This window comes from Vagococcus elongatus (assembly GCF_003987645.1).
Classification (GTDB): Bacteria; Bacillota; Bacilli; order Lactobacillales; family Vagococcaceae; genus Vagococcus_A; species Vagococcus_A elongatus.
In genome coordinates this window covers 36,614-59,674 of sequence record NZ_NGKA01000012.1, presented here as the reverse complement: position 1 = coordinate 59,674, position 23,061 = coordinate 36,614, and the positions used below count along the sequence as shown (strand labels likewise).

The 23,061-nt window shown below is 40.4% G+C and carries 23 protein-coding genes; 3 read left to right on the top strand and 20 right to left on the bottom strand.

Annotated elements, in window-relative coordinates:
• Positions 1–20: 20 nt before the first annotated feature.
• The 5 genes from infB to rimP are packed head-to-tail and all read right to left on the bottom strand — an operon-like array spanning position 21 to position 5,079.
• Positions 21–2,714: a translation initiation factor IF-2 gene (gene infB, locus CBF29_RS08720; RefSeq protein WP_126809359.1), complete on the bottom strand. Its 2,694-nt coding sequence runs from the start codon at positions 2,712–2,714 to the stop codon at positions 21–23.
• Positions 2,715–2,726: 12 nt separating this feature from the next.
• Positions 2,727–3,032 carry a YlxQ-related RNA-binding protein gene (locus tag CBF29_RS08715; RefSeq protein WP_126809358.1) on the bottom strand — a complete coding sequence of 102 codons (306 nt, stop codon included), beginning with the start codon at positions 3,030–3,032 and terminating at the stop codon, positions 2,727–2,729.
• Positions 3,029–3,322, bottom strand: a complete 294-nt coding sequence (gene rnpM, locus CBF29_RS08710; RefSeq protein WP_126809357.1) for an RNase P modulator RnpM — start codon at positions 3,320–3,322, stop codon at positions 3,029–3,031. The genes CBF29_RS08715 and rnpM overlap by 4 nt, the downstream gene beginning before the upstream one ends.
• 19 nt (positions 3,323–3,341) lie before the next feature.
• On the bottom strand, positions 3,342–4,577 hold the full coding sequence (gene nusA / locus CBF29_RS08705; RefSeq protein ID WP_126809356.1) for a transcription termination factor NusA: 1,236 nt from the start codon (positions 4,575–4,577) through the stop codon (positions 3,342–3,344).
• Positions 4,578–4,605: 28 nt separating this feature from the next.
• A complete protein-coding gene (gene rimP / locus CBF29_RS08700) occupies positions 4,606–5,079 on the bottom strand; it encodes a ribosome maturation factor RimP (protein ID WP_126809355.1) in 474 nt (157 codons plus the stop codon).
• A gap of 278 nt (positions 5,080–5,357) precedes the next feature.
• Between rimP and CBF29_RS08695 the strand changes: the two genes are divergently transcribed.
• On the top strand, positions 5,358–6,173 hold the full coding sequence (locus tag CBF29_RS08695) for a metallophosphoesterase (protein WP_170170034.1): 816 nt from the start codon (positions 5,358–5,360) through the stop codon (positions 6,171–6,173).
• Between the two features lie 180 nt (positions 6,174–6,353).
• Here CBF29_RS08695 and CBF29_RS08690 read toward each other — a convergent pair whose 3' ends face one another.
• From CBF29_RS08690 to CBF29_RS13780, 7 genes are all read right to left on the bottom strand, one after another.
• Entirely contained in the window at positions 6,354–6,692 is a 339-nt protein-coding gene (locus CBF29_RS08690) for a hypothetical protein (protein ID WP_126809353.1), read from the bottom strand.
• 171 nt (positions 6,693–6,863) lie between these two features.
• Entirely contained in the window at positions 6,864–7,256 is a 393-nt protein-coding gene (locus tag CBF29_RS08685; RefSeq protein WP_126809352.1) for an OsmC family protein, read from the bottom strand.
• Positions 7,257–7,482: 226 nt separating this feature from the next.
• Entirely contained in the window at positions 7,483–7,962 is a 480-nt protein-coding gene (locus CBF29_RS14130) for a nucleoid-associated protein (protein WP_126809351.1), read from the bottom strand.
• On the bottom strand, positions 7,959–8,474 hold the full coding sequence (locus CBF29_RS14125; RefSeq protein ID WP_126809350.1) for a nucleoid-associated protein: 516 nt from the start codon (positions 8,472–8,474) through the stop codon (positions 7,959–7,961). The genes CBF29_RS14130 and CBF29_RS14125 overlap by 4 nt, the downstream gene beginning before the upstream one ends.
• 87 nt (positions 8,475–8,561) lie before the next feature.
• Positions 8,562–9,485 carry a cysteine synthase A gene (gene cysK, locus CBF29_RS08670; RefSeq protein ID WP_126809349.1) on the bottom strand — a complete coding sequence of 308 codons (924 nt, stop codon included), beginning with the start codon at positions 9,483–9,485 and terminating at the stop codon, positions 8,562–8,564.
• Between the two features lie 430 nt (positions 9,486–9,915).
• Positions 9,916–11,034, bottom strand: coding sequence for an alanine racemase (gene alr, locus CBF29_RS08665; RefSeq protein ID WP_126809348.1), 1,119 nt, complete (start codon positions 11,032–11,034; stop codon positions 9,916–9,918).
• A gap of 137 nt (positions 11,035–11,171) precedes the next feature.
• Complete coding sequence (locus tag CBF29_RS13780; RefSeq protein WP_170170033.1) at positions 11,172–11,348, bottom strand: hypothetical protein; 177 nt, start codon at positions 11,346–11,348, stop codon at positions 11,172–11,174.
• A gap of 389 nt (positions 11,349–11,737) precedes the next feature.
• Here CBF29_RS13780 and plsY point away from each other — a divergent pair, with 389 nt between their 5' ends.
• The gene (gene plsY, locus CBF29_RS08660) at positions 11,738–12,382 is read left to right on the top strand and encodes a glycerol-3-phosphate 1-O-acyltransferase PlsY (protein ID WP_126809385.1); all 645 of its coding nucleotides are present in this window, start codon (positions 11,738–11,740) and stop codon (positions 12,380–12,382) included.
• A 55-nt stretch (positions 12,383–12,437) separates the two neighbouring features.
• Here the strand turns inward: plsY and CBF29_RS08655 are convergent, their stop codons facing one another.
• From CBF29_RS08655 to xerC, 5 genes are all read right to left on the bottom strand, one after another.
• Complete coding sequence (locus CBF29_RS08655) at positions 12,438–13,313, bottom strand: aldose 1-epimerase family protein (protein ID WP_126809347.1); 876 nt, start codon at positions 13,311–13,313, stop codon at positions 12,438–12,440.
• A 19-nt stretch (positions 13,314–13,332) separates the two neighbouring features.
• Positions 13,333–14,124, bottom strand: a complete 792-nt coding sequence (gene codY / locus CBF29_RS08650) for a GTP-sensing pleiotropic transcriptional regulator CodY (RefSeq protein WP_126809346.1) — start codon at positions 14,122–14,124, stop codon at positions 13,333–13,335.
• An 84-nt stretch (positions 14,125–14,208) separates the two neighbouring features.
• Entirely contained in the window at positions 14,209–15,609 is a 1,401-nt protein-coding gene (hslU, locus tag CBF29_RS08645) for an ATP-dependent protease ATPase subunit HslU (protein WP_126809345.1), read from the bottom strand.
• A 16-nt stretch (positions 15,610–15,625) separates the two neighbouring features.
• Positions 15,626–16,174 carry an ATP-dependent protease subunit HslV gene (gene hslV / locus CBF29_RS08640; RefSeq protein ID WP_126809344.1) on the bottom strand — a complete coding sequence of 183 codons (549 nt, stop codon included), beginning with the start codon at positions 16,172–16,174 and terminating at the stop codon, positions 15,626–15,628.
• A 21-nt stretch (positions 16,175–16,195) separates the two neighbouring features.
• Positions 16,196–17,092 (bottom strand): tyrosine recombinase XerC, encoded by an 897-nt coding sequence (gene xerC / locus CBF29_RS08635; RefSeq protein ID WP_126809343.1) that lies wholly within the window; start codon positions 17,090–17,092, stop codon positions 16,196–16,198.
• A 218-nt stretch (positions 17,093–17,310) separates the two neighbouring features.
• Between xerC and CBF29_RS08630 the strand changes: the two genes are divergently transcribed.
• Positions 17,311–18,507: a GNAT family N-acetyltransferase gene (locus tag CBF29_RS08630; RefSeq protein WP_126809342.1), complete on the top strand. Its 1,197-nt coding sequence runs from the start codon at positions 17,311–17,313 to the stop codon at positions 18,505–18,507.
• Positions 18,508–18,587: 80 nt separating this feature from the next.
• On the opposite strand, the gene trmFO is transcribed toward CBF29_RS08630, so the two are convergent.
• The 3 genes from trmFO to dprA all read right to left on the bottom strand — a co-directional run bounded on the left by trmFO (position 18,588) and on the right by dprA (position 22,982).
• Entirely contained in the window at positions 18,588–19,886 is a 1,299-nt protein-coding gene (gene trmFO / locus CBF29_RS08625; protein ID WP_126809341.1) for a methylenetetrahydrofolate--tRNA-(uracil(54)-C(5))-methyltransferase (FADH(2)-oxidizing) TrmFO, read from the bottom strand.
• A 46-nt stretch (positions 19,887–19,932) separates the two neighbouring features.
• Positions 19,933–22,011 carry a type I DNA topoisomerase gene (gene topA / locus CBF29_RS08620; RefSeq protein WP_126809340.1) on the bottom strand — a complete coding sequence of 693 codons (2,079 nt, stop codon included), beginning with the start codon at positions 22,009–22,011 and terminating at the stop codon, positions 19,933–19,935.
• 62 nt (positions 22,012–22,073) lie between these two features.
• Entirely contained in the window at positions 22,074–22,982 is a 909-nt protein-coding gene (gene dprA / locus CBF29_RS08615) for a DNA-processing protein DprA (protein ID WP_245987328.1), read from the bottom strand.
• Positions 22,983–23,061: the final 79 nt, after the last annotated feature.

The window sequence follows — 23,061 nt, the reverse complement described above, 5'->3', positions numbered from 1 at the left end:
GTTTCGCGGATAATTCCAGGCTAAACGACTTTTATTTCTTCCATAATAAATCCTTCAACGACATCATCAACTTTAAGGTCATTAAAGTTTTCGATCATAGCACCGCATTCATAACCCGCTTTGACTTCTTTGACGTCGTCTTTGAAACGCTTCAGACTGGCAAGCTTGCCTTCAAAAATAACAATGCTGTCACGAATGACACGAACACCGCTATCTCTTTCGATATGCCCATCTGTCACATAACAACCGGCGATGGTGCCGACTTTGGATACTTTATATGTTTCGCGAACCACCATTTGTCCGGTGATCTTCTCCTGATATTCAGGATCAAGCATGCCCTTCATGGCAGTTTCTATTTCTTCGATGGCACGATAGATGACACGATGCAGACGAATATCAACTGTGTCCCCTTCTGCCTGAGTTTTGGCCTGAGGTGTGGCACGAACGTTGAAACCAATGATGATTGCATTACTTGCTGTTGCAAGAGTAATATCACTTTCATTGATTGCTCCGACGGCAGAGTGGACAATTTTTACTCGGACACCCTCTACATCAATTTTCTTCAGACTTGCTGCCAAAGCTTCTGCAGAACCTTGTACGTCCGCTTTGATAATGACATTGACTTCTTTTAGTTCTCCCTCTTTCAAACTTTCAAACAAGTTATCCAAAGTGACCAATGTATTAGCATGACGATGTTCCAGAACTGCTCGTTTTGCACGTTCTTCACCTGCAGCACGTGCGGTTTTTTCATCTTCGAATGTCACAAAATGATCTCCAGCCTGTGGCACATCATTCAAACCAGTAATTTCAACTGGTGAAGACGGTCCAGCAGCTTTTTCACGGCGGCCCACATCATTTGTCATCACACGGACACGGCCAAACGTATTGCCCACAACGATTGGGTCTCCGACTCGTAATGTCCCCTGCTGAACTAACAACGTGGCTACGGCACCTTTTCCTTTGTCCAAACGAGCTTCAATCACTGTTCCGATTGCCCGCTGTGTAGGGTCAGCTTTTAGTTCCTGAACTTCAGAAACAAGCAAGATCATTTCCAGCAAGTCATCAATATTTTTACCAAACTTAGCAGAAATTGGGACAAAGATCGTATCGCCGCCCCAATCTTCTGGAATTAAGCCGTGTTCACTCAATTCCTGCATGACCCGGTCAGGATTAGCTGAAGGTTTATCGATTTTGTTGACTGCAACAATGATGGGTACATCCGCTGCTTTCGCATGATTGATTGCTTCGACAGTCTGCGGCATGACACCATCATCTGCGGCAACCACTAGAATCGTAATGTCAGTGATACTCGCTCCGCGTGCACGCATGCTGGTAAAGGCCGCGTGTCCCGGCGTATCAAGGAACGTGATTGGTTTTCCTTCAATCTCAATCTGATAAGCTCCAATATGCTGAGTAATCCCGCCTGCTTCACCTAAAGAAACTTTCGTGTGGCGAAGAGTGTCCAACAATGTGGTTTTACCATGGTCAACGTGTCCCATAATTGTGACAACAGGAGGACGTGTGACTAGGTTTTCTTGAATTATTGCTTCTGGTTCGAAGAATTTATCAATATCCGCCACATCAACTTGAACTTTTTCTTCAGCTTCGATGCCATAATCAGTAGCCAAAAGTTCAATAGTATCCTTATCCAGTGCTTGGTTTTGATTGACAACCACGCCAAGCATGAATAGCTTTTTAATGATTTCTGCCGGCTCACGATATATTTTCTTTGAAATCTCAGCAACATTCATACCTTCAGTGTAGACTAAAACTTCAGGCAGTTCTCTAAATTTACGTGCAGGTACCGCTGGTTTCGTAGACTGTTGTCTATGTTGTTTCCCTTTTCTGCCCCGCTTATTAAATTTATTCCGGTTTTGGTAATTACCTTGCTGACGATTATCTCCACGGAAATTTTTGGAACGGTTACTACCTTGAGCCCCTTGCTGAGCCCCTTGTTGTTTATTTCCGGTTTGCTGTTTAGCCTGCCCTTGAGTTCTGGCTGGCTGCTGATTAGTTTTGTTTTGTCCTTGGGGTTTATTCCCTTGTTGCACATTTTGACCTTGGGGTTTGTTTCCTCGTTGGACATTCTGTCCTTGGGGTTTATTCCCTTGCTGAACATTTTGACCTTGGGGTTTGTTCCCTTGCTGAACATTTTTTCCTTGCGGTCTGTTGCTCTGCTGTTGTCCCCCTTGTTTAGAATGTTGAGTTTTCTGTGCCGGACGTTGTTGATTTTTATTTTGTGTACTACTTTTTGATTGGTTTTTATTCATATAAGTCGTTTGCTCTTTCTTGCCGCTAGTAGTTTGTTGCGGATTATTTTGTCTGTTTTGATTGGTCCGAGCCTCGTTGCCAGATTGTGGGTGTCTCTGGCCTGTCGCCGGCTTATGACCCGTTTGCGAACGACTAGCTTGGTGCGTCGGTTTCTTGTTCATTTGCTGGGAGCGGTTTTGCTGATGCTTTTGGCTCCCTCTTGCTTGATTGTCTTGCTGTTGTTGCTGATTTTTCTGTGTTGAGGGTTGTTTGGACTGCGCTGGTTGTTGTTTTTGACTAGCTGCTTTTGCTCTAAACGCATGACTAATCTTTTCAGCTTGAGAGCTGTCAACGGTCGCCATATGATTTTTCACTTCAATCCCAAGTGTTTTAGCTTTATCGATAACCGCCTTACTTGATTGATTGATTTCTTTGGCTAATTCATAAATTCTTTTTTTTCCCATGCAATCACCTTCCTAACTTGATATTAACTCCCTTAGTTTCTCAGCAAATCCTTTGTCTTTCACCCCACAAACCATTCGTGTTTTGCCAATTGCTTGACTGATTTCAGTTTGAGTGAACAGTGAATAACAAGGAATTTGATAATGAGAACATTTATCTGTGAGTTTTTTTCGGGTATTGGCACTGGCATCTTCTGCTAATAGTACGAGCTGGACTTTTCGAGCCCGGATATCTTGCAAAACAAGCCCTTCACCGGAAACGATTTTCCCTGCTCTCGTGGCCATCCCTAATAAGTTTAACGCTTTTTCGCGATTATTCATTTTCCAAACAATTCCTGTCTTGCTTTTTGATGGGTAACATAATCTATCAGCTCTTGATAAAATTCATCAGAAATTTTTACATTTAGTACCCGAGAAAGAATATCTTCTGTCTGTGCCTTCTTTGCCACTTCCGGCTCAATAGAAACGTAAGCACCACGGCCCGGCATTTTTCCTGAAGGATCGATCGATACCTCTCCTTCTTTAGAGCGGACAATGCGTATCATCTCTTTTTTGTTTTTCATTTCTCCAGAAACCACACATTTTCTTAAAGGAACTTTACGCTGTTTCATCTATTTTTTGCCTCCGTTCTCACTCTTCCTCAGAAAAGCTCTCATCAACAATTTCATTTTCTTCAGTCACATCTTCTGCTGCTTCATCGTCAGATGCTTGAAAGTTTTCTTCTGTTTCCATGCCTTCTTCAGTTTCAGTATCCGTAAAATCATCCATATCTTCTTCAAATTCTTCTGCTTTGGCTGCATCTTCAGCCGCCCATTGTTCCCGTAAAGCTTCCATATCAGATTCAGATTTGATGTCAATTTTGAAATTAGTTAACTTTGCAGCCAGTCGTGCATTTTGTCCACGCTTGCCAATAGCTAATGATAACTGATAATCAGGGACGACCACTGTACAAGAACGACTATTATTGTCATCAGAAAAATTAACTTCCAAAACCTGTGCCGGATTCAAAGCGTTGGCAATATACACTGCCGGATCATCGTCCCACTCGACGATGTCCATATTTTCGCCTCTCAATTCATTGACGATAGCCTGCACCCGTTGCCCTCTTGGACCTACACAAGTCCCCACCGGGTCCACATTTGGATCTTCTGAACGCACAGAAACCTTTGAACGGTCTCCTGCTTCACGTGCCACATTGACAATTTCCACCACACCGTCATAGACTTCCGGTACTTCTTGTTCAAACAATCGTTTTAACAAATCCGGATGACTGCGGCTGACAAAAACCTGCGGGCCTTTAGATGTGTTTTCCACTTTGGAAACATAAACCTTAATGCGGTCATGAGGTTGATAGACCTCATTTGGAATTTGGTCTTGCCGGGATAAAACCGCTTCGATTTTCCCAAGATTGACATAAATATAGCGGTGATCCTGACGTTCCACAATCCCTTGCATGATTTCATTTTCATACGCACTGAATTCTTCATAAATAATTAAACGTTCTGCTTCACGTACCCTTTGTAAAATAACTTGTTTTGCTGTTTGTGCAGCAATTCGCCCAAAATCCTTCGGTGTTACTTCAAAGTTGATTTTGTCCCCGAGTTCATAAGCCGGATTTATCTTCATAGCTTCCTCTAAAGATACTTCCAATTGAGAATCCATCACCACATCTGTCACTTCTTTGACAGCAAACACGTGGATATTTCCTTTTTTCTCATCAAATTCTACCTGTACATTTTGTGCCTGACCATAATGTCTTTTATAAGCAGAAACTAACGCCGCTTCAAGAGCATCGATCACGATTTCTTTTGAAATGCCTTTTTCTACTTCCAACGCTTCAAGAGCATTTAACATTTCTTTACTCATGAGTTTTACTATCCTCCATTACGTTTTCTTAAAATTGAATCGCCAGTCTCGCCTTGGCAATATTGCTTCTTTGGAATGTAAATTCTTTCTTCATCGTTTTGATTTTTACTAACAATGTTAATTCATCAGCAGTTAATTTCGTTAAAAACCCTTCAAATTGCTTTTCACCTTCAACTGCAGCATAAAGAGAAATATGGATGTACTCATCCAAAGCTTTTTGAAAGTCTTCTTCTTTTTTCAATGGCCTTTCGACACCAGGAGAGGAGACTTCTAAAAAATACGCTTGTGGAATAGGATCTGGATCTAGTGTATCCATTTTTTCACTTAACTGTTCGCTAACGATGGCACATTCTTCGATATCAATACCATTTGGCTTATCAATATAAACGCGCAGGAACCAGTTTCTACCTTCCTTTACAAACTCAATGTCTACAAGTTCAAACTTTAATTGATCTAGAATAGGGGTCACAACTTCACTAACAGTTTCCACAACACTACTCAATTAATTTCGCCTCCTTCATGGGAATCTGTCTATCCATCAAAAAGAGTGAGCGTTCCGCACGCTCACTCTTTCCTCCGGTATCAATCTAAAAAAATTATAACACATTTTCATGCAGCTTTCAACAAATCCTTTCTCGTTGCTTTTTAACGCCATTTGACCCTTCGTCAGCTTATTTTTAATTGGTTAATTTTTCCTAAATCTTCTGAAAAACTATTGGTTCCTGTCCTTTCACTTGCTATGATGAGGTCATTAAGCATGGAAAGGAAGCAGTTATGACCATGAGTAATTTTATTCCCATTACTTTGATTTTTCTTGTCGTGATTATCTTAGAAGGAGTCAGGGAGAATCGTGTTCTCTCTGTGGCAGAACATAAAATAACCTCTGTGAAACAATCATCTCTCAAAATTGCCCAATTATCAGATTTGCAGTACCCCAGGTTGAGAATCAATGAAGACACACTCATTGAAGAATTAAAGAAGGGCCAGCCCGACTTGATTTTTTTGACAGGTGACACGATTGATCGGACAGAATCAGTAAAACAAACAAAATTAAAAACATTATTACCGAAACTCACAGCGATTGCGCCAGTATTTATCGTTGCAGGTAATCATGAAACAACTAGCGGACAATATGATGAATGGCGGCAAATGATTGATGCGTCTGATGCCATATTACTGGAAAATGAAATCCAAGAGCTTGAAATCAATGGATATCAGATTGCTGTGGGGGGACTTTGCGAATATCAAATCGCTTTTCCGCAAGAGCAGTTGGACAAACTAAAAGATAAGCAACAGTTTTTACTCTTATCCCATCATCCGGAGATATTTGAAAGCATCATTGAGTTGCTTCCGAAGAATGAGACATTTGACACTTATATTTTCAGCGGTCATGCTCATGGAGGACAAATTATTATTCCGGGGATTGGCGGGCTTTTGTCGCCAAATCAGGGGTTATTCCCCAAAATTACTGACGGTATTTATGATTCTGAACAAACTCAGCAGGCAAAGCTGATTGTTAGCCGAGGGTTGGCGAATAGCCGTTTCCCATTAAGAATCAACAACTATCCTCAGCTCAATTTTTTAACTATCGAATAACTTATTGAAAGTCCCTAGAGATATCCGTTGGGACTTTCCAAACCAAGTAAAAGCCGTCTCGCAACTTCTAAGACGGCTTTTTTATTCTGTTCCAAAGTGTTGACGGGTCTCTTTTTCCCGAGCCAAACAGCTGACTCCTATGTTTCACTAGTTTTCCTGATACTTTGCTTAGTTAACTTCTTAATTCATTTTGTTTCCTCGATACTTAGTTATTTTTGACAACACGATAGTTGCTAAAAAATAACCAAGAAAACTGAACACCAATGAAAAAACTAAAAACCAAGGACTATGAGATATGTTTTCTGGCAGTTTAGTCCCAACGTAAAACAAAACTGCAAACAAAAGCAATGCAAAAACGAGAGACAAAATTTTCTGAAAAATATTTTTCCGTGAGAAATCACTTTTTCCATTATCATCTGAGGGCAAGTGGCTATCATTAAACGGATCCCGGCTAATCAACCTGTTGTCTCTATCGATATCATCTTTCCCGATAGACCAGCGTTTATCATTCAAAGCCATAGCGCTCTCCTTTCTTAGTTAAGGACATCGCAGGTTCACCAAAAATCATGACAAGACACTTCTTTATTTCAACTTAATTATACCATTTTTTTATTACTGATAGTGTCAGAAAGACCTGTGGATACACTGAAATTTAGGACTTCTTCACTCCAGAAAGGCCCAAAGAATCAGCTAAACAAAGCTGACTGTTTCAGTCACATGGATTTTTGGATCAAGGGATTGGATGACGGGACAGTTTCTTCCGATCAATCTAAGACTGCGGGTGGCCTTATCCTGAAATTCCGGCGCAACTGACAAATAAAAAGTCATCTCGATTTTATCGACAGGCTTGCTCGGCCGCTCTGTGTCACGAGTGTAGTCAATGATGACTTTTTCAAAGGTATAAGGTACTTTTGAATTAAACAAAATAGACTGATAAACATAAGCTCCGCAAGCACCCACCGCTGCCACCAAACTTTGGACTGGAGAGTAGCCAAAGTCTCGCAGCATTACCCAATTTCCTGAGTCTACGGGTAATTCTAACCCTTCATCCCCTTGGATTAATTCCAACGTATGTTCACTCATTTTCTTTTCCCTCCTTTAATGTAAAATGCTTTGCTACTACTTCTATTCTACTTGATATACCTAAATTCCTCTAAGAATAAGTTCCATGTCAAAACCGTTCTCGCTTTGTCAACTTTGGTTTTAAACTAACCCTCTAAGAATAGTCATCTCTATCGATTAATTTTTTCGATAAAAAAGCGGCTATATCCGCCGCTTGCTTTCCACTACATGATGGATCAATACTTTTCTAGAATTTATTCATAATTTCCTCGACATTTTTAATCATCACTGAAATCGTTCCATCCGGGTTATTGATAAATTCAATAATTTCCTTGTCCCAGTACAGTTCAATAGGTACAGTAATCTCAATCCCATTAGCCAGTTTCAGCTTTTGCTTGCTGTATTTCTTTTCAAATTTTGTGACGTTGGTAGGTACGTCCTCTGTGAAATTCGTTCTTTCCACATAGTCTAGATACTCTTGCTTGGCACTGTGATTGTTCTCAAAAACCGCCTCGGCAATTCTGTCATTAACAATCTTGCCTTCTTCTTCGATACTCTCATAAATTGCCTGCTGGACATTGGCAAAACTTTCGTATTTTTCTTCATTGTACTTGTCTGCCACTTTCTGAACAGCTTTTTTAACAATTTTTATATTTTCCGCTGCTGAAGGAGAAGACTGAACTTCAAAAATTCGTTCCGTCAGGTAACTGACCTTCTTGCCTTCTATTTTATATTTTTTTCAATGGCGTGAAATTCAAGGGTTTCTAAATAAATCAAAATCCCTTCGTCCACTCTTTGCCCCATGTTCGGCAGGATCGTCTTATTCACGATGATATTATTTACCATTTGATCGTCCACATAATCGACAAAATGCGTCAGTGCGGGTTTATAATTTAATTTAAATATCCCTAAAAAAGGCTGCTCGTCCTCAGCTATGCCTTGAACAACTAACAAATCACCGTTAGGGACATCCTCAGCTTGTTTTAAGCAGTCAAAAAAGACTTGAGCGATCGTATGACTCTTCTCAAGAAAAGACATTTCCTTGTCCATCAATTGCTTGACAAAGTCATTCGTCCGGTCCAACTCTCCCACCTTTATATCTCCGTCTAAAAATTTATTCAATAATTTATCTGCATATTGGTGGATAATTTGTTCTTTCAAGTCTAATTCTCTTTGAGAGATAGTCAACGACCCTGTTTCAAAGTCCAACATGTGCAAAATTCCCTGTTCTATTTTCATAAGACAACTCCTTAAAAATTTCTACTGTCCTATTATACATGAAAATAGCAAAAAGAACGCCTCGATTATTCATCAAGGCATTCTCTCTTAGTCAAAATCATATAGTGTTGTGGATAGGTAACGCTCTCCGTTGTCTGGAATCACTGCAACGACAGTATGTCCTGCCCCAAGTTTTTTGGCCACATCTACAGCCGCTTTGACTGCTGCTCCGCCAGAAATCCCAACAAGAATTCCTTCTTTTTGTGCTGCGACACGTGCAGTAGTGATTGCCTCGTCGCTTGTCACTGGGATTATTTCATCATAAGCAGATTTGTCCAACGTCTTAGGAATAAATCCGGCACCAATTCCTTGAATTTTATGAGGAGCATGGACGCCTCCTCTTAAAATTTCCGATTCCGCAGGTTCTACTGCATAAAATTTAGTTTCAGGGTCATGTTGGTGCAACACACGATGGACACCTGTAATCGTTCCACCTGTTCCTACACCTGCTACGAAGGCATCGATTTTTTCTCCTTCAAACGCGGCGAGGATTTCTTCCCCAGTGGTCTCTTCATGCTTGGCAGGGTTCGCCGGGTTATCAAATTGCAGCGGTAAAAAGAAACCATCTTGTTCTGCTAGCTCTTGTGCTTTAGCAATAGAAGCTTTCATCCCTTCAGCTCCCGGTGTCAAAATCAATTCTGCTCCATAAGCTTTCATCAACTTTTGACGTTCCACACTCATCGTGTCAGGCATAATGATTACTGCCTTATAGCCCTTCGCTGCTGCGACCATCGCAATACCAATACCTGTATTTCCACTTGTAGGCTCTACAATCGTATCTCCCGGATGGAGTAAGCCATCTTTTTCAGCTTGTTCAATCATACCAAGAGCTATCCGGTCTTTGACGCTGCCTCCCGGATTAAAAAATTCTAATTTCAAATAAACCGCGGCATCTTCCGGTCCTGTAAAATGATTTAATTTAACTAAAGGTGTATTGCCTATCAACTCTAAAATATTATCTACTTTTTTCATTGTGTTCCTCCCCTGAATTAACTATCAACCTGATAAAAAATGTCTTTTATTGCTAAAAAACATAGACTCATTTTAAAGCAAACTGCGTTTTAAGGCAAATAAAAAGTCAGACAATTCCCGTCTGACTTTAATATTTTATCGTCATTTTCTATTGCTATCTTCTTGTCTTCTTACTCTGACTGGGACCCTGCTGTTCAAGAACTGATGTATTATGTGGTAGAAGGCAACTCCGCTGAGAGTTGTTACGCTAAGACTAATTATCCACTGTAAACTGTTCATGTCGATCACTTCCCTCTGTCTTATTTACATCTTTAATTATACTAGATATTTGACATAAAACTCAACAAGTATGCTTACCAATGAAGACATTCATCTAAATCTTATATCATTTGACAGAATTCTTGCAGACGGCTTGTGCCATTTGAAAAAATCAGTTGTACTCCCGTCTTAATCTTCCGCTGAATTGGCAAAGCACTTCATAAGGAATCGTTCCAATATAGTTTGCAATATCGACGACTGAAATCTCCTGAGTTCCAGATGTGCCGACTAACACTACTTCTGTTCCTACATCATATTCTTTTGGCAAACGAATCATGCATTGATCCATGCAAACCCGTCCCACGATTTCGCATGGCTGTCCATCAACCAACACATGAAACCCTTGCAGTCTGCGATGCCAGCCATCAGCATAACCGATAGGCAAAGTTCCAATCCATTCTTCTTCTCTAGCAGTATAGGTGGCACCGTAGCTTATAGTATCTCCCGGAAAAACTTGCTTTACAAAAATTAATTTGCTTTTTAAAGACAGCGCCGGCTTTAATTTGTAGGGAAGCGCCAGCGTATCGCCCGATGGATTGACACCATACATGGCAAGTCCCAAGCGAATGATGTCAGAGGGACACTCCGAGTGCCAGATAGCTGTGGCACTATTGGCACAGTGGACATAGGTTGGCTTCTCAGCTACGACAGCTAAAAATTCTTTCAGCTTCTCCTGCTGCTGTTCAAAAATAGTCGTATCTGCTTCGTCCGCTGTGGCAAAGTGCGTGAAAATACCTTCCAGATACAGAGCCGGACTGGCGGAGATTATTTTCAGGCCTTCTAAGAAATCTGCCACTGTTTGGTAACCGATTCTTCCCATGCCGGTATCGACTTTTAAATGTATTTTTAAAGGAGCCAATTTGCCGTTAAGAGTGTTCCCCTGTAAAAGGTTTTTCAGCCAAATATTATCCCCAGCTGTGACAGAGATATCATGCTCTTGTGCCAATTGCGCACTCTCTTCTTCAATCAATCCCATGACTAAGACTGGAACAGTGAAACCTGCTTTTCGCACGTCCAAAGCTTCATCAATGGTAGCAACACAAATCCCCTGTGCTCCTCCTTCTAGTGCAGCACGTGCGACTTCAATCGCTCCGTGACCATAACCATCGGCCTTCACAACTGCAAACACTTGATCTTCCGGCTGCCTATCTTCTAGGATTTTTTTTATATTATATTTTATTGCTTCACTATCTACAAAAATTGTAGACGAACGATTCCAGCTCGTATTCATAAACATCCCTCATTTCGAATAAATCCAAGACGCCTGCTCATGACTCAGGACGTTTTGGGTCAAGTTGCCGTGGATAAATAAAAAAAGAAAACTAAATAAAAGCTTGCCCCAGCAATTAACCCACTTCTTTGAATCAATTACTTTTTATTTTCCTTTTTATTAGCACTTGAGACAAGATTTTCCAACTGTTGAAACTTTATCGACAAAACTTCCATCTCATCGGTTATTTTCTTGACTTTTATAAAAGAAATAAAACTTATAATCAGTCCAAGTAAGACTGCTGCCAAAGCAATTATTTGCTGTACTGATGTCATTTTCTCATCCCCTATCTAAATTTTCTGTTGCTGATATGAGTCGCTATCTGCCCCTCTCTTAATGAACAACGGGAATTCCATTGATTATGATGTCCTATGCCGAAAGAAAAAATCACTCTGAAATCTTATAGTCAAAAGCTCAGTCAAACACTGGCATAACTGACACAAAACATGTGAAAGAACGCACCTCTGCTGCACTTCAAAGGACAGAGGAGAATCTTTTTTTGCAGATTTATAGTATCATAAAATTTATAAAAAAGCGATACCACCTATGGCTTCCGCAATCTCAAAGTAGCTCATCAACTAGTAAAAGTCTACCGACTCTAATTGTTTGCCGTCAAGTTTCATGATAAAATAAATTCAGAAACTCTAGAAAGAGGCTTGCCATGATAAAAATGATCATTATTCTATTGCTAGGCTACCTGCTTGGCTCCATTCCTTCGGGCGTATGGATAGGCCGCTTATTTTTTCAAAAAGATATCCGAAAGTATGGCAGCGGCAATTCCGGCACCACTAATACTTTTCGTGTTTTAGGAAAAACAGCGGGTGTGTCAGTCCTGATTATGGATATTTTAAAAGGGACGTTAGCAACTTCCCTGCCTTTGCTTTTACATTCAGATCTTCCAAAATTATGGGTGGGACTCGCCGCGATTTTAGGGCATACGTTCCCGATTTTTGCTAATTTTAAAGGAGGAAAAGCAGTGGCTACCAGTGCCGGGATGCTGCTAGGCTATTCGCCATTATTTTTTGTTTACTCAGCGGCTATTTTTGCAATATTTCTGCTCATCACCAGCACCGTTAGTTTGAGCAGCATGATCAGTGCCGTCCTGATTACTTTATCCACCTTTATCTTGCCCTTTATTGCCCCAATGATTTTACCTGAATTCGATTGGCTACTGTCTGTGCTGGCAATTTGCATCACTGCATTTATTTTTTACCGCCACAAAGACAATATCAAACGGATAAAGGATGGGACAGAAAATCGTGTGCCATTTGGCTTGCGTAAAGACGATAAGAAAAAATCAGAAAAATAAGAAGAAGACCCCAAATGTTGCTCAATCTTCAACATTTGGGGCCTTTTAATTTCCGTTATTCCACCTCAATCAGAAACTCATGGGATCTGATTTCTTCTTGTTTCAATGATAAGACACCGGTTTTCTCATGTAATTCCCCAGTGGCATCAAGAGTATCTGCAATCCCTTGCCAAGGCTCAATACAAACAAAAGGTGCTTCTTTCGGATAGGGACTCCAAATGCCGACAAAAGGCATATTATCGTAAGAAACAACGACTTTATGACTGCTTTTTTCCGACTGGATGGCAAAAGAATTTTTTTCCGGTGTTTCATAAATCAAGGCATCATTGGCGAATAATTCTCTTGAAAAGGCGATACTCGTATTTGTTTGACCTAAAGTTATATTTTCACTGTCGACGTAGGGACCGGACAACGGCAGTAAAATCCTCGACTTGGACGGCGAGAACTTCAGATAATAATCCTCAAACTCCCCTTCCCCATTGATGGGCACATTAAATGCCGGATGTCCTCCGACAGAATACCACATCGTTTCTTGACCGGTGTTTTTCACCAGATAGCGAGTTAATAATCCGTTACCTTCCACACTGTACTGAAGCTGCAATTCAAAATCATAAGGATAAACTTCTTTTGTTTCAGCATCACTCTTTAGCGAAAAAACAATCATCTCATCCGTATGAGTCAGAACGGTGAATTCTTTATCTCGAGCAAATCCGTGCTGCCCCATGGGAAACTCTTTTCCGTCCACGAAATACCGGTCATTTTTCAAACGGCCGACAAAAGGAAACAGAACGGGAGCCTGACGTCCCCAAAATTCTTCATCACCCTGCCACAAAAATTCGACAGCTGATTCACGACTTTTTAAACTGGTCAATTCTGCACCCGCGGTTTTAAACGTTGCTTCCAACAAATCATTACCTATCGTTAATGTCATTGTACAACTCCTCCAAGTTCTAAACTGTTTTTTTGTCCAGCGTTTCTTTTAACTGATGATTCAAAATTTTAATATAGGTGCCTTTCATGCCAAGAGAACGGGATTCAATGACTCCGGCTGACTCTAATTTTCTCAGAGCATTGACAATCACCGAGCGAGTAATGCCGATTTTATCGGCTATGTTGGAAGCTGTCAGCCTTCCCTCATCCCCTTCCAGCTCATCAAAAATAGCTTTCACTGCTACTAATTCGCTGTAAGACAAGGTCCCAATAGCCATTTGAACGGCAGTGGAACTGCGGATATCCTCTTCGATGTCTTTAAAAATTTGATACAAAATCTGCATACCAACAACTGTGGCACTATATTCTGCTAAAATCAAATCTTCCTCAGTAAAATTTTTATGGATCCGGCCTAAAACAATCGTTCCCAAGCGTTCCCCTGCCCCGAAAAGAGGGACAATCGTCGTCAATGCTGTGGGATACTCTGCGCCAAGTTCCACTGGAAAAGCAGTCCGGCGATCAGAGATAGGCAAATTCACTTCTGTTTGTTTGATTAATTTGATGTCATTAGTGTACTCTTCGGGAAATTTTAAATCCTCAAACATTTTTTTCACTCTGGCATTGTTGATGTCATGCTGAACATGAAACCCAATCACCCGGCCTTCGCTATCAATGATATAAGCATTGCTGTTGAGGATGTTTCCTAACACATGGGCCATTTCCTCATAAGGTAATTTACGGCCATGTTTAAACGTATTTTTCTGTTGCAGCAATTGATTGATTTCTCGAGTTTTTCCTAACAAATCTTTCATGGATGGCACTCCCTCTATTTTGATATCCTTTGTTTCACACATTTCAAATGATAATCTGTCAAACATCAGAGCCCTTTTAAAGATTTACAATATAAAACGTGTCAAGTCCTGATCTTCCACGATTGACCCGAGTTTTTCCATCACATAACTTTCTGTAATCATGATGTCGCCCATTTGCATATCAGCAGATTCAAACAGTAAATCTTCTAATAATTTTTCCAAAATAGTGTGCAGGCGGCGGGCACCGATATTGTCCGTATCTGAGTTGACTTGATAAGCGATTTCCGCAATTTTTTCAACAGCTTCTTTCGTAAATGTGACATCGATATTTTCTGTTGCCAGCAACGCAATATACTGCTTTATCAATGCATTTTCCGGCTCAGTTAAAATTCTGACAAAGTCATCTTTGGTCAAATCATCCAACTCCACGCGAATCGGGAAACGTCCTTGCAGTTCTGGAATCAAATCACTCGGTTTAGTTAAATGAAACGCCCCTGAGGCAATAAACAAAATGTAATCTGTATTGACCGTGCCGTATTTGGTATGAATCTGAGACCCTTCGACGATCGGCAAGATATCCCGCTGGACCCCTTCGCGCGAGACTTCACCGGAGTGTTCCGATTTCGACGTAATCTTATCAAACTCATCAATAAAAATTATCCCGCTATTTTCCGCCAATTTGACGGCTTCGCTGTTAATATCTGCTTTATTGACAATTTTTTCCGATTCTTCACGTATCAATATTTCTCTAGCCTCAGCTACGGTCGCCGTCCGTTTGATTTTTTTCTTCGGTGTCAAAGCACTCAACGTGTCCCCTAAATCAATCCCCATTTGCTCCAACCCTTGATTAGTCGGCATTTGGATTTTAGGTTCTTCGATTTCAATCGTCACTTCCCGATTTTCCAGTAACCCTTTTTCCAACTGATCCTTCACTGTCTGGCGATTTGCCTTGACTGTGTCAGTGACCTCTTCCTGCTCTTCTTCAGTTTGCGGATTTTGCAAAGCATTCATCATTTGCATCATCATATCCATTTGTCCACGGTTTTTCTTTTGTTCCTTTTTGATTCCCGGAACTAATAACTTCACTAGACGGTCATCGGCGATTTTTCTTGCCTGAGAATACACTCGGCTATATTGCTGTTCTTCGACGATTCTAATACTGAACTCGACTAAATCACGGACCATGGATTCCACATCACGTCCCACGTAGCCCACTTCGGTAAATTTAGTCGCCTCAACTTTAACAAACGGTGCGTTAACGATATGGGCTAACCGACGAGCGATTTCTGTTTTCCCTACCCCTGTGGGTCCGATCATCAGCATATTTTTAGGAGTCACTTCTTTTCGCATGTCTTCATCCAGCTGCATCCGGCGATAGCGATTCCTCAAAGCAACAGCCACAGATTTTTTTGCCTGCTCCTGTCCGATAATATATTGATCTAAGTCTTTAACAATTTCTCTTGGCGTTTTTTTCATTTGATTCATTTTATGGACACCTCTTTTATAATTCTTCTACAGAAATATTATGATTTGTGAAAACACATATATCTCCAGCGACGGTCAATGCCTCTTTGGCAATTTCCGCTGCTGTTAAATCTTCTCGGCCATTACGCTTCAATGCTCTAGCCGCTGCCAAAGCATAATTTCCTCCTGAGCCGATCGCCAATATGCCATCATCAGGGGCAATCACTTCGCCTGTCCCTGAAACAATCAGCATTTCTTTATCATTCATCACAATCAGCATCGCTTCCAGTTTCTGCATGACTTTGTCACTGCGCCATTCCATGGCTAATTCTACTGCCGCCCGCATCAAGTTGCCTTTGTATTCGTTTAGTTTTCCCTCAAACTTATTCTCCAAATTAAAAGCATCTGCCACACTGCCTGCAAAACCGACAACTACTTGATTGTTGTAAATTCTGCGGACTTTTTTTGCTGTCCCTTTCATGATCACAGACTCGCCCATGGTCACCTGTCCGTCACCGGCCATCGCAAATTTTCCGTCCTTCTCTACTGCACAAATGGTGGTGCTGTGAAATGTTGTATAACTCATAACTGTCATTCCTTCTTTCTTTTATGCTCGAGGGTGAAACGCTCGATAACTTTTTTGCAGATTTTCTTTCGTAACATGAGTATAAATTTGTGTGGAGGATAAGCTGGCATGTCCCAGCAATTCCTGTACCGTCCGCATATCAGCCCCATTATTTAATAAATGGGTTGCAAATGTATGCCTCAGCATATGGGGGTGAATGTCTGTCGTAAGACTGCTTTTTTTGATTATTTCCTTTAGCACATATTCGATTCCCCGGGGTGTAATCTGATCTCCCCGATGGTTAACAAAGACAAATCCATGTGCCTTCCCATACTTATTCATAAGCGGTTTACGGCTGTTTTCCAGATAATCTCTCAAAGCATCGGCTGCGTAGGAACCAAAAGGGATGTAACGCTCCTTGTCCCCTTTCCCGTGAACCAGTAAAATTTCCATTTGAAAATCGATATTTTCTATTTTTAAATTCGCACACTCACTGACCCGCATCCCTGTCCCATACAATAATTCTAGTAAAGCAATATTACGAATAGCCAGCGGAGAATCTCCCTTTGCGGCTTCAAATAGCGCATCCATTTCTTTTTCATAAAAAAAACGTGGCAAGCGCAACTGACCCTTTTTCATTTGAACATAAGAAAAAGGATTTTCTTCGATTTGCTGCTGTTGTAATAAAAAGTGATAAAAGGATCTTAAACTGGAAACCTTTCTTCCGATTGTATTGCGGCTGTAGTTTTTATCGTATAAGTAAGAAAGGTAGATGCGGACATCTTGGTGATCAATCGCCAAAAAATCTTCATCCCCAGAGTCTTTTAAAAAAGTCAAAAAATTAGAAATATCCTCTTGATAAGCAATTTTTGTCTTGTCTGAGTAATTTCTTTCAACAATCAAATACTCTAAAAAACTTTCTACCCAAATGTTATCCATGAGAAGCTCCTTCCAATTTCTGTAAGCCTAATGTATCATAATCATTTTTTAGATACAATTAAATTGTCAGAATTTACCAAATTTTTGGAAATTTAGACACAATTTCTTCAATAATTTTCTTATTTTCAGCCATCCGCAGCTTAAAAATTCATGCAATCAGTTTTTAAGTCCTCGCTTATCTGCTAAAATAAAGCTATAAAATTAAGGGAGGCGCTTTCATGATTCAAAAATTAACAACTCAGAAACAATTTGAAGAGAGTTATTTGATCAGCTCTTATGCTTTTTTATCGGGGAATATCGAATCTCCAGCAGACCGGCAAGTATTTTATGATAAATGTCGCTTCACGGATAACTATGGTATCTATGAAGACGAAAAATTAACAAATCAATTGATCAGTCATCCTTTTCAGGCCAATATTTTCGGTATCACCATGTCTATGGGGGGAATTGCTGATGTGGTGTCGATTCCGGAAAAACGGGGAGAAGGAAAAAATCGACTGCTTTTTGAAAAACTCTTTGAAGATTACCGCAAAACGAAAACTTTGATCTCATATTTAGCCCCTTTCTCCCACAGATTTTATCGTAATTTTGGTTATGCCACAGCTTTTGAAGATCAGTTTGTTACTTTATCCAAGTACGAAATTAATAAATTAACTTCTGAAAAAAAAGGAACATTTAAGTTAGTGGACTGGCAGTCACCCAAAGACTTGCAAGATTTAAAAAGTGTGTATCGGAGCACTCTCGAAAAAGAACACGGCGCTTTGGTACGGTCTGACTGGTGGTGGGATTATATCAGAGCCCATTATCCTAAACGTTTTACGGTTTTGTCTTACAATGATGAGGGCTCCCCGGAAGGATATATGATGTATGAGCTGAATGGTTCTGATTCCACATTTTCAGTAAGGGAATTAGCCTTTCAAACATATTTTTCATTCAGCAAACTACTGACTTACATGAAAAATCATACGGGAAGCTATGACACTTTCATTATCAAGTCTTCTCCCCACAATCAATGGACAACCTTTTTAGACGAACCCGCTTTTTTGGAAAAGAGTCTTTCTGCTAGTCTGATGGTACGAATCATACTTTTAGAGGAGTTCATCAAGCAGTTTCCCTTTAGACTAACGTCAGATAAATACTCTCTTATTTTAGATGTGACAGATACACATTGCCCTTGGAACAATCACTTGTGGCGTCTGACCATTATCAATGGCACAGGAAAGCTGACAAAGATTTCTTCTGCTGATAACGTGGACATTGCAGGAACCATTGAGTCTTTTACTCAATTATTTTTACGGATAGTTTCAGGCAAAGATCTTTTATTTCATGAAAAAATCAGAGGAAACAAACAGAGCATCGATATTCTAGACAGCCTTATCCCACTCGAAAAGCCTTATGCCCACGATCATTTTTAATTAATCAGTCAAAAAAAAACGACCTCCCAAAAACTAGATTTTTAATCTAACTTTTGGGGGTCGATATATATTTATTCTTTTTACATTTCCAAAGTATTGATTAACTCCAACGCCCGCTCTGCCACTTTCGTGTACCGTTCTTTCTTATCACGGATGCGTTCCTCAAGAGGCGGGATAATGCCAAAATTGACATTCATCGGTTGAAAATGTTTGCCTTCTGCTTGAGTGATATAATGAGCCAATGCACCCATCGCTGTTTCTGGAGGTAAAGTAATCGGTGATGTGCTTTTTGCCAACTTCGCGGCATTTATCCCTGCCAGCAGCCCGCTGGCGGCACTTTCCACATACCCTTCTACTCCTGTCATCTGTCCCGCAAAAAATAAATCAGCTCTTTTTTTAGTCTGATAGGTGGGCAACAAAATTTCCGGCGACTTTAAAAAAGTATTGCGATGCATGACGCCGTAACGGACGATTTCTGCGTTCTCTAATCCGGGAATCATGCGAATCACTCGTTTTTGTTCTCCCCATTTTAAATGTGTTTGAAAACCTACAATATTAAACAATGATCCGGCGGCATTATCTTGTCGCAACTGAACCACAGCATAAGGACGTTTGTTTGTTTTGGGATCTTCCAATCCAACAGGTTTCATAGGACCAAACAACATTGTTTTTTCCCCCCGTGAGGCCATCACCTCAATCGGCATACACCCTTCAAACACTTTGACATCTTCAAAACTATTTAATGGGGCCACTTCAGCTTCGATTAGAGCCTCGCGAAAAGCATAAAACTCTTCTTTGGTCATAGGACAATTCAGATAAGCTGCTTCACCTTTGTCATATCTGGATTTCAAATAAACTTTATCCATGTCGATAGAAGACTTTTCAATAATTGGTGCTGCGGCATCGTAAAAATATAAACTTTCAGATTGTGTGAATCTTGCAATATCTTCGGCCAATTTATCTGAGGTCAAAGGACCTGTGGCAACGATGGTCAATCCTTCAGGCAAGCGGTCAACCTCTTCATCAAATACAGTGATGTTGGGATGAGAACGCAATTTTTCTGTCACATATTCAGAAAAAACAGTTCTATCTACGGCAAGAGCTCCGCCAGCCGGGACTTCCGCTGCATCTGCTGCTGCCATGATCAAAGAATCAAAATGACGCATTTCTTCTTTTAACAACCCTACAGCATTCGTGATACTTCTGCCTCTAAAGGAATTAGAACAAACCAATTCAGCAAAATTTTCTGTGACATGGGCCGGTGTTTTTTTGTTTTTCCGCATTTCAAACAACATGACCCGTACACCTGCTTGTGCCGCCTGCCAAGCCGCTTCGCTTCCCGCTAAACCAGCGCCAATAATTGTAACTTCTTCTGCCATTGCTTCCCCTCTTTTCGCCAGTTTGAGTTGTTTGCCTTACACGTTTTTATTTTTGCACATCTTCTTGATAATCACAGTTACTGCAGCGAACTTGCTTGCCGCCTTTAACTTTTTTCTCAACTAAATAATGGTCACATTTTGGACAATTCCGAGGAATCGGTTTATCCCAAGAGGTGAACTCACATTCTGGGTAACGACTGCACCCATAAAAAATCCGGTTTTTCTTGGTTTTTCTCTCGATGACTTCCCCTTCATGACACGTAGGACATTTCATGCCGATTTCTTTGACAATCGCTTTTGTATTGCGACATTCTGGGAAATTGCTGCAAGCATAAAATTTTCCATAGCGTCCAAGCTTGATGACCATGGGATTGCCGCAAAGCTCACAATCAAACCCTGCAGGTTCGTCTTTGATCTGAACCTTTTCCATTTCCACTTCTGCCTTGGCTAACTCTTTTTCAAAAGGCTGATAAAAACGATCAATAACTTCCACCCATTCTTCCTTGGCTTCCGCAATGCCGTCCAGTTCTTTTTCCATCTCAGCAGTAAACTGAATATCTACGATTTGAGGGAAAAATTCTACGGTCAAACCATTGACGATTTCCCCTAATTCTGTGGGCTCAAATCTTTTTTGCACTAATTTTACATAATAACGACGTTGAATGGTTTCCAATGTGGGCGCATACGTGGAAGGACGACCGACGCCATTTTCTTCCAATGTTTTAATCAGGGTAGCTTCAGTATAGCGTGCCGGTGGTTGAGTAAAATGCTGTTTTGGCTCGATATCTGCAGCCTTAACCACATCTCCTACAGCCAAATCAGGTAAAATATTTTCTTTTTCTTCTTTTCCATCGTCTTTTCCTTCAATATATACTTTCATAAAGCCGTGAAATTTGATTTTCGAACCGTTGGCTACAAAGGTTACATCATTTTGTTCTAAAGTCACTCGCATGGTATCCATCACCGCTGGCATCATCAGACTGGCAACTGTTCTAGCCCAAATCAAACTATATAATTTCATCTGATCTTTATCCAAATGTTTTGCTAAAGAATCCGGCGTCCTGTAAATACTGGAAGGACGGATGGCTTCGTGGGCATCCTGTGCCCCTGAGGCAGCTTTGGCATTTTTTTTCATTCCAGCAGAGTATTCTTTGCCATAAGTTTCAGTGATATATCTGGCTGCTTCTTCTTTGACGGTATCAGAGAGTCTCGTGGAATCGGTACGCATATAGGTAATCAAACCCACGGTACCTTCTTTTCCGATAGAGATCCCTTCATACAATTGTTGAGCGACCATCATCGTTTTACGTGTTCTGAAATTTATTTTCCGAGCAGCTTCTTGTTGTAAACTACTAGTTGTAAAAGGTTTGGCAGGGTTTCGTTTTCGTTCTTTTTTAGTGATATTGCCTACAGTGTAATCTCTTGAAGTCAAACGATCTGTCACTTCTTTTACATCATCTGCTGTCTTTAACTTCATCTTTTTCTGATTCAAACCGTAAAATGCAGCTTTGAATTTTTTACGCCCTTTTTGGAAATTACCCGTAATTGACCAGTATTCTTCCGGTTTGAATTTTTCGATTTCTTTTTCCCGGTCAAGAATCATTTTCAACGTCACAGATTGTACCCGTCCTGCACTCAATCCTTTTTTAACCTTTTTCCAAAGAAGAGGACTGATGGAATAACCAACAATCCGATCCAAAATCCGTCGTGCTTGCTGGGCATCAACTAAATCCAAATTAATTTTTCTAGGCTCTTTAAATGCAGCTTTGACTGCATCTTTGGTAATTTCATTAAAGACCACACGATTCTCATCATCTAAGTCCAAATCTAGTAAGTGTGCCAGATGCCAAGCGATTGCTTCCCCTTCACGGTCCGGGTCACTTGCCAAATAAACCTTTTGAGCTTTTTTAGCATGCTTTTTTAAGTCCTTGATAATCGGGCCCTTGCCGCGAATCGAAATATACTCAGGCTGATAATTATTTTCGAAGTCTATTGCCATCCTGCTTTTAGGCAAGTCCCGTAAATGTCCCACACTTGCAACTACTTTGTAATTTCGTCCAAGATATTTTTCTATTGTTTTGGCTTTTGCAGGTGATTCTACGATCACCAGATACTTGTATGCCATGTATATTTACCACCTTCTCTATGTAAAATCATTCATTGATTGAATCGTTAATTATCTTATGCTTAACTTTTCATTTTGTCAACTTCCATTGTTTTCTCTTTAAAATGTTCGATCTCTTCTATTATATGTTTTCCATTCCAGACACACTTTGCTCCCTGCTCAATTAGCTCATGGCAGCCTGTCGAATTCTTCGAAAAAATGTTTCCGGGAACTGCAAACACTTCTCTGCCGTTTTCCAAAGCAAGTTGAGCTGTAATCAACGATCCGCTGCGTTTCTTTGCCTCTATCACGCATGTTCCTTGGCTAATACCGGCAATAATCCGGTTGCGCATGGGAAAATGATAGTTTCTTGGAGGTGTTCCATGAAGAAATTCCGATAAAACCAGATGATTTTTTCCGAGAAAATTTTGCAGTTCTCGATTTTCTTTCGGATAAAATATATCTAGACCGCTGCCGATGATAGCGATAGTTTTACCGTAATACTGGATAGCACTTTTATGGGCGAAAGTGTCGATGCCCTTGGCTAGACCACTTACGATAGTATACTTGTCATCAACTAAACCTGCAACTATTTTTTGTGTCGCCTCTATGCCATAGCTGGAAAAATCTCTAGCTCCCACTATAGCAACACAGTGAGTTTTAAGTAAAGAAATATCCCCTTTAAAAAACAGTCCCAAGGGCGGATTATATGTTTCCAAAAGTAATTTTGGATAGCTCTCATCTGCTATTGAGATGAATCCTTCTTGATGAAACACTTCATACAATTGGTCGATATGTTCAAGTATTTCTTTGTGACTTTTCTCAAAAGATACCATATGTTGCCGGCGTACGTTTCCAATATAAGCTAATTCAGCTGACGTCAAAGAAAAAAAGTCTACGTCGTAAAGTTTTTGAAAAATTTTTAATAATCCGATATTACCTATCCCTTTCAAGTGTTTCAATAAAAAAGCTTGCAGCGTTAAATTTGTCATCATAAAACCTCCCCTTTCTCACCATTATATTTGCGAGAAAGAAGAGGTTTCATTAAAATATTGTTTTAAAGACTCGATG

Bases quoted from the DNA above. Each gene is read 5' to 3' on its own strand.
- infB (WP_126809359.1), bottom strand. From the start codon at position 2,714: ATGGGAAAAAAAAGAATTTATGAATTAGCCAAAGAAATCAATCAATCA.
- CBF29_RS08715 (WP_126809358.1), bottom strand. From the start codon at position 3,032: ATGAATAATCGCGAAAAAGCGTTAAACTTATTAGGGATGGCCACGAGA.
- rnpM (WP_126809357.1), bottom strand. From the start codon at position 3,322: ATGAAACAGCGTAAAGTTCCTTTAAGAAAATGTGTGGTTTCTGGAGAA.
- nusA (WP_126809356.1), bottom strand. From the start codon at position 4,577: ATGAGTAAAGAAATGTTAAATGCTCTTGAAGCGTTGGAAGTAGAAAAA.
- CBF29_RS08695 (WP_170170034.1), top strand. From the start codon at position 5,358: ATGAGTAATTTTATTCCCATTACTTTGATTTTTCTTGTCGTGATTATC.
- CBF29_RS08690 (WP_126809353.1), bottom strand. From the start codon at position 6,692: ATGGCTTTGAATGATAAACGCTGGTCTATCGGGAAAGATGATATCGAT.
- CBF29_RS08685 (WP_126809352.1), bottom strand. From the start codon at position 7,256: ATGAGTGAACATACGTTGGAATTAATCCAAGGGGATGAAGGGTTAGAA.
- CBF29_RS14125 (WP_126809350.1), bottom strand. From the start codon at position 8,474: ATGAAAATAGAACAGGGAATTTTGCACATGTTGGACTTTGAAACAGGG.
- cysK (WP_126809349.1), bottom strand. From the start codon at position 9,485: ATGAAAAAAGTAGATAATATTTTAGAGTTGATAGGCAATACACCTTTA.
- alr (WP_126809348.1), bottom strand. From the start codon at position 11,034: ATGAATACGAGCTGGAATCGTTCGTCTACAATTTTTGTAGATAGTGAA.
- CBF29_RS13780 (WP_170170033.1), bottom strand. From the start codon at position 11,348: ATGACATCAGTACAGCAAATAATTGCTTTGGCAGCAGTCTTACTTGGA.
- CBF29_RS08655 (WP_126809347.1), bottom strand. From the start codon at position 13,313: ATGACATTAACGATAGGTAATGATTTGTTGGAAGCAACGTTTAAAACC.
- codY (WP_126809346.1), bottom strand. From the start codon at position 14,124: ATGAAAGATTTGTTAGGAAAAACTCGAGAAATCAATCAATTGCTGCAA.
- hslU (WP_126809345.1), bottom strand. From the start codon at position 15,609: ATGAATCAAATGAAAAAAACGCCAAGAGAAATTGTTAAAGACTTAGAT.
- hslV (WP_126809344.1), bottom strand. From the start codon at position 16,174: ATGAGTTATACAACATTTCACAGCACCACCATTTGTGCAGTAGAGAAG.
- xerC (WP_126809343.1), bottom strand. From the start codon at position 17,092: ATGGATAACATTTGGGTAGAAAGTTTTTTAGAGTATTTGATTGTTGAA.
- CBF29_RS08630 (WP_126809342.1), top strand. From the start codon at position 17,311: ATGATTCAAAAATTAACAACTCAGAAACAATTTGAAGAGAGTTATTTG.
- trmFO (WP_126809341.1), bottom strand. From the start codon at position 19,886: ATGGCAGAAGAAGTTACAATTATTGGCGCTGGTTTAGCGGGAAGCGAA.
- topA (WP_126809340.1), bottom strand. From the start codon at position 22,011: ATGGCATACAAGTATCTGGTGATCGTAGAATCACCTGCAAAAGCCAAA.
- dprA (WP_245987328.1), bottom strand. From the start codon at position 22,982: ATGACAAATTTAACGCTGCAAGCTTTTTTATTGAAACACTTGAAAGGG.